Annotated in this window: 7 protein-coding genes and 2 riboswitches; all 7 genes read right to left on the bottom strand. The window is 41.8% G+C overall.

The window, feature by feature from the left end; all coding sequences use genetic code 11:
* Nucleotides 1-393: 393 nt before the first annotated feature.
* Nucleotides 394-2463 (bottom strand): glucose-specific PTS transporter subunit IIBC, encoded by a 2070-nt coding sequence (ptsG, locus tag ACZ9AO_RS22980; protein ID WP_476110658.1) that lies wholly within the window; start codon nt 2461-2463, stop codon nt 394-396.
* A 213-nt stretch (nt 2464-2676) separates the two neighbouring features.
* Nucleotides 2677-3519, bottom strand: coding sequence for a glucose PTS transporter transcription antiterminator GlcT (glcT, locus tag ACZ9AO_RS22975; protein WP_034306152.1), 843 nt, complete (start codon nt 3517-3519; stop codon nt 2677-2679).
* 153 nt (nt 3520-3672) lie between these two features.
* Nucleotides 3673-5004, bottom strand: coding sequence for an NCS2 family permease (locus ACZ9AO_RS22970; RefSeq protein ID WP_034306155.1), 1332 nt, complete (start codon nt 5002-5004; stop codon nt 3673-3675).
* Between the two features lie 104 nt (nt 5005-5108).
* A riboswitch (purine riboswitch) is annotated at nt 5109-5210 on the bottom strand.
* A gap of 226 nt (nt 5211-5436) precedes the next feature.
* Nucleotides 5437-6957 carry a glutamine-hydrolyzing GMP synthase gene (guaA, locus tag ACZ9AO_RS22965; RefSeq protein WP_285856623.1) on the bottom strand — a complete coding sequence of 507 codons (1521 nt, stop codon included), beginning with the start codon at nt 6955-6957 and terminating at the stop codon, nt 5437-5439.
* A 177-nt stretch (nt 6958-7134) separates the two neighbouring features.
* Nucleotides 7135-7236, bottom strand: a riboswitch (purine riboswitch).
* 36 nt (nt 7237-7272) lie between these two features.
* Entirely contained in the window at nt 7273-9474 is a 2202-nt protein-coding gene (locus ACZ9AO_RS22960; protein ID WP_476110656.1) for a DUF4129 domain-containing transglutaminase family protein, read from the bottom strand.
* A complete protein-coding gene (locus ACZ9AO_RS22955; RefSeq protein WP_476110654.1) occupies nt 9471-10625 on the bottom strand; it encodes a DUF58 domain-containing protein in 1155 nt (384 codons plus the stop codon). Before ACZ9AO_RS22955 ends, ACZ9AO_RS22960 begins: the two co-directional genes overlap by 4 nt.
* Before the next feature lie 38 nt (nt 10626-10663).
* Entirely contained in the window at nt 10664-11620 is a 957-nt protein-coding gene (locus ACZ9AO_RS22950) for an AAA family ATPase (RefSeq protein ID WP_133352787.1), read from the bottom strand.

Genomic DNA, 11620 nt, shown 5'->3' with positions numbered 1-11620 from the left:
GAGCCAGGATCAAACTCTCCGAAGAAATGTTTGACTTGCTCATTTGCTTTTTTGATAGTGTGTGCTCACTTAAAATTTAACGTTGGCGCTTTGTTTTGTTCAGTTTTCAAAGAGCAATATTTCCCATCGCTTCGTTTAGCGACTTTATTAGTATAACACCCTCCAAACACAAAGTCAACAACAAGTTATCATTTACTTATTTGTCTTGTTTGTCTCAAGCGGTGTATTTAACATATTAGCACTTGAATATAGATAAGTCAATTTAATCTTTTAAAATTAACTTCATTTTTTTCACTGAACCACTTTCTTTCTATAGAAGCCGGTCCATGCCAATGAATCATCCAAACTAAATAGGAGGGCAGCTGATTATAGCCGCCCTCCCGTTATTAATGATTATTTATTGATGGAGATTACGTCCACTTCTTCCCTATCTACATTTCCAGCCTTTTCAATCTTGACGCTTTCACCTTCGGAAAGGTTAGTAAAGACGATTGGCGTAATGATAGAGCTAGCATTATTTTTGACATACTCTATATCAACTTTAAGCAATGGCTGCCCGCTTGTCACTTTATCTCCTTGAGCGACAAGTGCTTCGAAACCTTTGCCTTCCAACTTAACTGTATCGATCCCGACATGTATCAAGATTTCACGTCCAGCTTCGGAAACGATACCTATTGCATGTTTAGTCGGGAATAAATTAACGATCGTACCGTCCACAGGAGAAACAACCAACCCTTCCTCGGGTACAATTGCAAATCCATCGCCCATCATTTTTTCAGCAAAAACTGCATCAGGCACTTCCGTGATCGGTTTTAATTCCCCTTTAATAGGAGAAACAAAACGCTCGGAAACTTCATCCGTCCGTAAAGGTTTCGGGACGACATCCTCGATTTGCTTTTCCACACCTACTTCAGGAGACGCTTCTACTTTACGAGGCCTTTTTCCATCAATGATATCTTTCATTTGCCCCTTGATCGTTTCTGAACGAGGTCCGAAGATAGCCTGGATGTTATTGCCCACTTCCAGAACTCCAGCAGCACCAAGTTTCTTCAGCCTATTTTTATCAACGTTACCGATGTCATTGACCGATACACGAAGACGGGTAATGCAAGCATCCAAGTGAGAAATATTTTCTTTTCCGCCCATGGCATCCAAGATATCCCCAGGAAGAGTTCCAGCTGTACTTGCAGATCCTTCCGCTTCTTCATCCTCTTCCACTTCACGACCAGGAGTTTTAAGGTTAAACTTCCTTATCGCAAATCGGAATCCAAAGTAATAGATAACCGCAAGGACTAAACCAACCGGAATAACAATCCATGCATTGGTTTGCGGATTGATTAAACCAAACAGTACGTAATCGATCAAACCACCCGAGAACGTCATCCCGATTTTCACGTCCAGTAAATGCATGGTCATGAATGATAGACCGGCAAACAGACAGTGAATCCCGAAAAGTACCGGTGCAACAAATAAGAATGCAAATTCAAGTGGCTCAGTAATCCCAGTCAAGAATGATGTAAGTGCTGCCGAAGCCATCAATCCCCCGACTATTTTCTTTCTTTCCGGTCTTGCTTCATGATAAATGGCCAAAGCTGCAGCTGGTAACCCGAACATCATGAATGGATATTTACCAGTCATGAAGGTACCGGCCGTTAAATTCTGTACGCCATCTTTAATTTGTGCCATGAAGATGGCCTGGTCTCCTCTGACTGGCGTTCCCCCTCCTTGAGGGATATAGCTGCCAAATTCGAACCAGAATGGAGAATAGAAGATATGGTGCAATCCAAAAGGAATCAGCGCACGTTCTACAACCCCAAACACGAAAGCTCCAAGTGTCAGGTTAGCACCCAACATATTTTCGGAAAATGAATTTAACCCCGATTGGATCGTCGGCCAAATCAAAATCATCAGCAACCCAAGAATAACTGCGCTTGCAGCTGTTACAATGGGTACAAAACGTTTACCTGCAAAGAATCCTAAATAAGATGGCAGTTCAATTTCATAAAACTTATTATACATAACAGCAGCCATGACACCGACAATAATACCGCCGAACACACCTGTTCCCAACGTCGGGATTCCCAGAACATTGGTATACACCGCACTATTGTTCTCAATGTCGGCAGCGTCAATGCCAAGAACAGTTCCCATCGTTACATTCATAATCAAGAAACCGATAATCGCGGCAAGGCCGGCAACACCATCTCCACCAGCTAACCCAATTGCTACCCCCACAGCAAACAACAAGGGAAGATTCCCAAAAATAATATTTCCGGCATTCTCCATTACCGATGCGACCATTTCCACTCCGCCACTCGCAAGAAACGGGGCGATATCCAACAAAGTTTCGTTTTGCAATGCATTACCAAACGCAAGCAAAATTCCGGCCGCTGGTAAAATGGCTACAGGAAGCATCAAAGCTTTACCGATTTTTTGCAAAACACCAAACAACTTCTTAAACATAGGTTTTCCTCCTCTTTACTGTTTTTCCATGCTAATAAAACGGTTACATTTACGATGGTATTCATCTTCCCACGCATCAGAATTCAAATACAAAAAAGGCATAAGCAAAGATAGGATTGAAATGAAAATTCAGGTATATAATACCCTCTTTCATAACAATCATTCTCCTCACTTATGCCTGATCGAATCAGTAACACGTAAGTTAATGTATGTTTATTTAATTTTCTTTTGTAATCGTTGGATATGCATCGTTAGATAGACAGCTTCCGCATCACAAACCGGCTTGCCTAATTTCTGCTGCATAATTTTTATTAGCTTCCAAGAGATATTGTAACACAAAGGATATTCTTCTTTCAATAGCATTGCTATTTTTTCAGGTTCCTCTACTTTTTCCCCAGCAAGCACCCTGTCTATCATGAATCTTAAATGACGGACCAAACGTGAATAGTCTATGCTATCCTTATTAATTTTCACATTGAGCTGTTCTTCAACAACTTGGATAAGGTGATAGATTAACTGCGAATGCTGATTGACTTCCGATAAGTCTTTATTTGATATTGCGCTATGAATATGAAGCGTAATAAAACCGATTTCCCCTTGGGGCAGGCCTATGCCTGTCTTATCTTGAATTAATTCTACTACATCAACAGCAATATCATGTTCAAAAGGATAAAGGGTTATCGTTTCTTTCAAGAATGGGTTTTTGATAGTCATTCCTTGTGAAACACGCTGAAGGGCGAACAATAAATGATCTGTTAAACCGACATGTATATGTTCATTTAGCTTTCCGGTTACCCGGTCATTAATGAGATGAATGGATTCTATAATGGCTGCTTGAAGATTTTGATCGATTTGCGGCAAGAGTTTTTTGTAACTTTCCTGTTCCTTAACATTTTTCAGGACAAACGTTTTCTCCGCTAGTTCCGGACTCAACTCTTCGCCTTTCTTTCGGTTGAAGCCTAAGCCCTTTCCAATAGTAACGACTTCTCCATACGACGGATGCGTGGCAATCACCACATTATTGTTCAAAACCTTTTCAACGATAAAACCATTCATTTTTCTCCCTCTTTTTTTCTCAAAGTCATCCCTATGCCCCATACAGGATAAAGTACTTAGTACTTAGTACTTTTACTATACACGATATGAGCTTTCTCTTACAACATGAAAGAAGAGCCCCGAAATCAGGACTCTCCTTACTTACTTGCATTATTACTTCAAGAAAATGAAATATAGCAGGAAGACGACTCCAAGACCCCACATGATCGGATGAACCTCTTTTGCTCTTCCTTTCATCGACATAGTGATTGGATAGAAGATGAATCCGCAAGCTATACCTGTTGCAATTGAATATGTCATAGGCATCATGATGACCGTAAAGAAGGCCGGAACCGCAATTTCGAACTTTTGCCAGTCAATATTTTTAAGTGATGATGCCATTAATACTCCGACTATAACCAATGCCGGCGCAGTCACAGCAGATGTCACCACTGATAGAAGCGGGAAGAAGAAAAGGGATAGGACAAACAGCAACCCTGTCACTACAGCCGCAAAACCGCTTCGAGCACCAGCAGCAACACCTGATGTGGACTCTACATAAGATGTCGTGGTGGATGTACCAAGAATCGCACCTGAAACGATGGATAATGAATCTGCAAGCAATCCTTTACCCACTCTAGGAAGAACATTATCCTTCATCAATCCAGCTTGTTGCGCGACAGCCACCAGCGTACCGGCTGTATCAAAGAATGCTACGAACAAGAAGGTCAGTATCACGATTAACATTTGACCAGTGAAGAGATCACCGGGATTTCCAAAGGCATCGAACGCAACCCCGAATGTAGGCGCTATGCTAGGAACGGCACCGATTATTTTGTCCGGCACCGGAACTTGTCCAAAGATCATTCCTGCAATGGCTGTAATGACCATTCCTATGAACACGCCGCTTTTGACGCCTCTCGTCATCAAAATGACGGTTACGACAATTCCAAACACAGCCAATAAAGTATTTCCTGATGTCAAATCGCCCAGTCCGACAAGAACGCTGTCATCATTCGTGATGATACCAGCATTCTGAAACCCTACAAAAGTAATGAATAAACCGATACCGGCTCCAACTGCGTATTTCAATTCGACTGGAATTGCATTAATGATTTTTTCACGTATTCCCGATAGGGAAAGTAAAACGAAGATAATACCTGAAATCAATACTCCTGTTAAAGCCGTCTGCCAAGGAATTCCAAAGCCAAGCACAACGGTAAAAGCGAAGAAAGCATTCAATCCCATACCCGGCGCGAGCGAGATTGGATATCTGGCTATGAGTCCCATTAATATCGAGCCGATTGCGGCTGACAATGCGGTTGCGGCAAAAACCGCTCCGTAGTCCATTCTTAATTCATCCGGATAGTCCTCGATGCTTTGTAAAGTCAGCATTACAGGGTTTACAACCAGGATATATGCCATTGAAAGGAAAGTAGTTAGTCCACCAAGTATTTCACGGCGATAATTAGTTCCCAGCTCGTTAAAGCGAAAATAATTTTTCATTATGAGTCTCCCCCATCATAAAATCGTGCCAACAGAAAATGCCCCATTCGCTTACGAACGGGGCTTGACTGCGGTCATGTAAAGAAGTGGCGGTTTATTTATACACGCCAATCCTTCCACATCGTAGTCAAGCCGTTCACGGCAGCTTGGTAGAAACTTTTGGGCCATATCCCCAATATTATACGACAATTATGTTTTTTTATTATTATAGGTATAGTGTATCAGTCACCAAAATAATCGTCAATATACCAAACGAATATTTTTTATGTAATTTTAGGCAATGTTCGCGTTTCGCTATGTATTCCTTAATTATCATGGCTATATTTTCGCCAACATACGTAAAATGTAAGGAATCTACATATTCAAATACTATTTCAACAAAAAAAAATCAGTGAAGGTTAATTCCTTCACTGATTGGATGGTTTCAATCTACTATTCCCACTCGATCGTTGCAGGCGGCTTAGACGTAATGTCATAAACGACGCGGTTTACATGGTTTACTTCATTAACGATTCTCGTTGAGATGATTTCAAGTACATCCCATGGGATTCTTGCCCAATCGGATGTCATTCCGTCAATGGACGTAACCGCACGGATTCCGATTGTATAGTCATACGTCCGTGCATCGCCCATTACCCCTACGCTACGAATGTTAGGAAGCACCGTAAAGTACTGCCAAATTTCGCGTTCCAAACCATTCTTTCTAATTTCTTCACGTAAAATATGGTCAGACTCACGAACGATTTCAAGTTTTTCATCTGAAATTTCGCCTAATACACGAATACCTAAACCTGGACCAGGGAATGGTTGACGCCAAACGATTTCGTCCGGAATGCCCATTTCACTTCCAAGTGCACGCACTTCATCCTTGAATAGTGTGTTCAAAGGCTCAATCAATTTAAATTGCATATCTTCCGGCAGACCGCCAACGTTGTGATGTGATTTAATTGTTTGTGCAGTGGCCGTACCACTTTCAATAATGTCTGTGTAAAGTGTACCCTGTGCAAGGAAATCAATTCCTTCGAGCTTCGTTGCTTCGTCATCGAACACGTAGATGAACTCGTTACCGATGATTTTCCGTTTTTGTTCAGGATCTGAAACGCCAGCAAGCTTCGATAGGAAACGTTCTTTTGCATCGACCTTGATTACGTTCATATTGAAACCTTCCCTGAATGTTTCCATTACACCTTCGGCTTCCCCTTTACGAAGTAATCCATGATCAACGAAAATACATGTCAGCTGATCGCCAATCGCTTTATGGATCAATACAGCAACAACGGATGAATCCACCCCGCCGCTCAATGCGCATAACACTTTTTTATCTCCGACCGTTTGGCGGATTTTCTCCATCTCGATTTCAATGAAGTTCTCCATTGACCAGTCACCTTTACAGCCACAAACGCCGAATACGAAATTTTTCAAAATGTCATTACCGTATACGGAATGACGGACTTCTGGATGGAATTGCACAGCATACAATTTACGAGACTCGTCACTCATAGCCGAAATTGGGCAAGACGGGTTCGTCCCATCTATTTGGAAACCTTCAGGCGTTTCCACCACTAAATCACCATGGCTCATCCAGACGATTTGTTCTTTTGGCAGGTCATTGAATAACTTGGACTCATTTTGGATGGCAAGTGTCGCTTTTCCGTATTCACGGTTCTTCGCTGGTTCCACCTTACCGCCAAAATGTTTAGTCATAAGCTGCATTCCATAACAAATACCGAAAATAGGAAGACCCATTTCGAATATGCGTTCATCACAACCAAATGCATTCGCATCATAAACACTGTTCGGGCCCCCTGAGAAAATGATTCCCGTTGGGTTCATTTTCTCAATTTCTTCTACAGTAATTGTATGAGGATGAAGCTCACTGTACACACCAAATTCACGGATACGACGAGTGATCAATTGATTATATTGGCTTCCGAAATCAAGTACTACGATCATTTCCTGTTTTTTTTGCAATTCTGTTTTCCCCGGCACAAACGTCACCTCTATCAATGTAATTCACTCATAAAATCGAGTGATAATTCTTATAAAAAATATTATCATAAAAAAAGAAAAACTAAAAATCCACCCTCAAAAATACAGAAAAAGTACAGACGAAGGCAGATTTTCAGCTTTCCTGTTAAAATCCGCCTTCATAGTCAAATCATTTACGGTGATTCGGTAGAAACTTTCGATCCATATTATCGAGGATATATGAAGGATATATTAGTTTAAGTTAGTTTTTGTTATTGTATCAATATAATAAAAACCTGGTCAAGAGCTAGTTTTTCTCATTAAGCTTTCCCAACCCTTTTGAAAGTGCTTCCATTCCCCATCTTCCGCATCTCCACGATATATCATTAACTCGTATCCAGCCGTCAAATCACTCATCTCGTCTGTATCGTACACCGCATCCACATAGGCGGCGTACTCCCTTAAGGTTTGCCCCTCCGGCCGAACTAAACCAGCTCGTTTTAATTGTTTCAATAATATTAAATAAGCTGTCGAGAAATGAGCACCTGTTTTCTTTCTATAACGAAGAATCTGCAGATGAGGAATCCACTTCCTTCTGAAGAAATAACCGATAGAAGCAAAAATCAATGCACCTGAAAGTGTGAATGCAGTCCATTTTAAGAACCCTTCCATGTTCCCAAAAGCCGTTTTCACGGAGGATTGAGTTTCCCTATCAGGTGTATCCTGGCGTTCCCTGGTCTCTTTCTTTGTTTGCTCTTCATCAGTCGGGGGTTCTTCAGGGTTCTTGATCGCTTCCTGTTTCAATTCCGAATCATAAAATTCAACTTCCCCATCGAAACCCTTTGTCGGCTCGAAGGGAATCCAGCCTATCCCTGAAAAATAAACCTCGACCCAGGAATGTGCATTACTATTGGTCACCTTATAAACGGATTCGCCATCAAGTATTGATTTTTCCCCTTCGGTATAGCCCTTTACCCATCTTGCAGGTATATTTGCGGCCCTTAGTAAAACGACCATGGCAGTTGAAAAATTATCGCAATACCCTATCTGTGTCTCGAATAAAAATTGATCGACATAATCTTGATTGCTCTCTGGATACGGAATATCGTCCTTGGAATAAATGAATTCAGCTCCGTCGAAATAATCCTCAATGGCTTTTGCTTTATCGTACCAATTCGTTTCATTCCCTGTTAGCCGGGAGGCCAATTCAAATATCCGGTTTGGCAATCCCTCTGGAAGCTGAGTGTTTTTTTCCATTAATAAGTCCATGGATCCGTCGGGTTCCGTTACCTTCCTTAACTCAGCTATATCAAAACTTGGCATATCATAAACCAGTTCATACTCTTTCATGGAAAGTCGTTCGCCATTACCCTGTTCAGAAATAATTTTGTCCATATCCTGATAATATTTGAAATCCTGCCCGTTTTTGCCTTCAATCTTTTTTACATACCCGGACTGCGGATGAAGGATATGTGAATATGATTCCGTCATGGATACTTTTGCCGTCATTTCTTCTGTCCTCACCAATTCAGGAACGTCGAAAAAATCTAAAGTTGCCGTATCCTGCCCGTTGGAAAAAGTGTGAAATTCCGTTTCCGGTATGGAAACCCACCCTTTACCGGTATAAATATTCTTGTTCTCGACTTTCCAGTAATGTCCTGCAGGAGCATTATTATAAAAAACGATGGAACTATCCGGCTCTATCGAACCGCCAAGATCCGAATCGTCTTCATCATATCCGACACTTTTACGCTTCGAATCACCGTCTTCTTTCAAAGCTTTATCAGAATAGGAAGTAATATAAGGCACCGGGTCCGGCCACTGCGGAGAGAGCTTTGGGGCAGCGAAACCAACAAGGACACTTACCAATATCATGCCGGTCAGCATCAAGATCCACTTATTGATGGAAGCCATCGGAAACTTAATCCTCTCCTGTATCGTTAGCCGCAGCAGGGAAAGCAAGCCGAGCATCAAAAACCCGATGATGATGATTCTTATCATTGCCCTATCCCCCGCATAAGGAGTGAATGTGTCAAGTACAGATATAAAAAACACCGTTAACATAAAAAAGAAAAAGATGCTTTGCCTCACCATCACCCAGTAATGGATCAAATATGTCACAAGCCAAAGAAGGACAAAAAATAGAAACGTTCGAAATGGATTAGTGATCAACTCCCAATTCCCATCATATATAAAACCAAGATTGCCCTTAAAATCCGCTAGAAACCCATTCAGCCATGACAATTGATATAAAGCCTCTTTTGAATGGAGGAACTGTAATGAAATCATTATATATGCACTAATGAGAATAAAACGGATCGACCAATGTATGCGGAAATAATGCAGTAGCAGGGAATAGAGCAAAAATAAGATAAAAATGATGATATTACCTGTATCGGTGAGTCTATCGACAGGCCTTAACCATTCAGTAATCAACAACAGACCAAATACATACATGAGGACGTGCATGAACCTTTCCAATTTTTCGGTAGTGACATTCATTTCGCCATCACCTCCGATCTGTCAAACTTTAGGTGACCATGTTCAAAAAAGCTAATCTTTATCCCCCTCGAAACAGCTGTAGAACTTGAAAACCTTTCCTCATCAGTAAGATCTGCCTGTTTCTTCACGCATAACATCAATCCCTGATTAGGCCGGAAAGCACTCAATATGTCCACCTTTTCTAGGGTTAAGTCTGAAACGATGAATATCACAGCAGCGTTTGCCGGAAGAATTCCCTTCCTGACATTTTCGTTCAATGCGTTTACAACACCCGGCTCTTCTTTAGCAAGTCGGTAAAAAATCTTTCGTTTCTGTTTGTTGCCTGCTGCTGCCGATATGATTAACCTCGACCCCATACTCACATACCCAATTTCCATGCCTTTCTTTAACATGGCATGGGCAATGGAAGCCGCCATTTCAATGGATTCTTCGAATAAATCCGATGGCTTTTGATCAAGCATGATGAATACATCACGGTTTTTCTGCACCTCGAATTCCTTCGTCATGATTTCACTCGTTCTGGCAGTCGCCTTCCAGTTAATCCAAGACAACTGATCGCCTGGCTGATATTCCCTTACACCGGAGACCACTGAATGTTCCCGTTGTGTTTTCTTTGTTGAAACCACTGCCCCCTGATTGAACACTCGATCAAGATCACTGTAGGCATGCTCGTGATAACGAGGAAAAACGGTTATTTTCAAAGGTGAACTATATATCGCTTCCTTTTCGACCAGCCCGAAAAAGTCCCCAATCCAAAAGCGGATCGATTGAAACGAATGCTCTCCCCGCTGCAAGTTTTCCAAGGTATATGACATGCTGAAGGTACGCTTGAAACCCGGAAAGATAATTATTTTCCTTTGTAATCCCCTATCTTCCATCTCCTGAGGCAATTCCTCCTCTACCACCATAAATAATAGGGGCAGCCGGTTTTTACGCGTAAACGTAAATGCTATCTCAACAGATTCACCAGCCTGGCATTCCCTTTTATTGATCTTTCTCTCAACGTTAAAATCATGCAGCGGATAAAACAGCAGGATCAAAGCGTACACAGAAAACGGTAAAAATGAATAAAAAATGAACCAACTGACAAAACCGCCTTGAAACATTGCATAGCAAAAGGAAACGGTCATGAGTAATACAAGTCCGATCACACTCATATTTCCCCTTAGAATGTTGATGAATCTCCGCATTAGGTCACAGCCCGCTTCACAGGCACTTTTGTTGTCGCGACAATTTCATGTATCACCATTCCAGCATCGAAGCCCTCATAATTCGCTTCAGGCTTCAATATAAGCCGATGGGAAAATACGAATGGTACTAAATATTGAACATCGTCAGGCAGAACATAGTCCCTGCCCTGGATCAGCGCGTAAGCCTGGGCTGCCTTCATCAATGCTATCGATCCACGCGGGCTCACCCCTAAATAGACCGCTTCATGTGAACGTGTTTGATTCGCCAATTCAACAATGTATCGTTTTATTGTGTCATCCACTATCACCGCTTTTACCTCAGCCTGTAATTCTATCAATTCATCCAAGGTGATGACGGATTCCAGTTCCTCTAGCGGTGCCGTGTATTGAGCCCTATGAAGAACCTCTATCTCTTCTTCCACACCTGGATAGCCCATTTTCATTTTTAATAGGAATCTATCCAATTGAGCCTCTGGCAGCGGATATGTTCCCTCGTACTCGATTGGATTTTGTGTCGCCATTACGAAGAAGGGCTTCTCCAATCCTCTTGTGACACCATCAATCGTCACACTTGCCTCTTCCATCGCTTCAAGCAATGCAGACTGAGTTTTCGGCGAGGTCCGGTTTATTTCATCGGCTAAAATAATATGGCCCATTATCGGGCCTGGCCTAAAGATGAATTCTTGTTCCTTAGGATTGAAGATCGAAACGCCAGTAACATCCGAAGGAAGTAAATCAGGCGTGAATTGAATTCTCTTGAAGCTTGCACCTATTGATTTTGCCAATGCCCTTACCATGACTGTCTTTCCCACACCCGGAACATCCTCTAATAAGACATGTCCGCCGGAAAGGAGTGCCACGATGCTTAGTTCTGCTATATCCCGTTTTCCGATAATCACCTTTTCGATATTCCCCAGAACCATTTCCAGTTTTTGATTGACCTGCTTATAAATCAT

The organism is Peribacillus sp. TE19612 (genome assembly GCF_056279465.1).
Note: the sequence above shows the minus strand (reverse complement) of the source record. Positions and strands in the feature narration are given on the sequence as shown.

What these genes read in the sequence shown, in the direction of transcription:
- ACZ9AO_RS22970 (WP_034306155.1), bottom strand. Translation starts at nt 5,004, where the DNA reads ATGAAAAATTATTTTCGCTTTAACGAGCTGGGAACTAATTATCGCCGT.
- ACZ9AO_RS22950 (WP_133352787.1), bottom strand. Translation starts at nt 11,620, where the DNA reads ATGATTTATAAGCAGGTCAATCAAAAACTGGAAATGGTTCTGGGGAAT.
- guaA (WP_285856623.1), bottom strand. Translation starts at nt 6,957, where the DNA reads ATGATCGTAGTACTTGATTTCGGAAGCCAATATAATCAATTGATCACT.
- glcT (WP_034306152.1), bottom strand. Translation starts at nt 3,519, where the DNA reads ATGAATGGTTTTATCGTTGAAAAGGTTTTGAACAATAATGTGGTGATT.
- ptsG (WP_476110658.1), bottom strand. Translation starts at nt 2,463, where the DNA reads ATGTTTAAGAAGTTGTTTGGTGTTTTGCAAAAAATCGGTAAAGCTTTG.
- ACZ9AO_RS22960 (WP_476110656.1), bottom strand. Translation starts at nt 9,474, where the DNA reads ATGAATGTCACTACCGAAAAATTGGAAAGGTTCATGCACGTCCTCATG.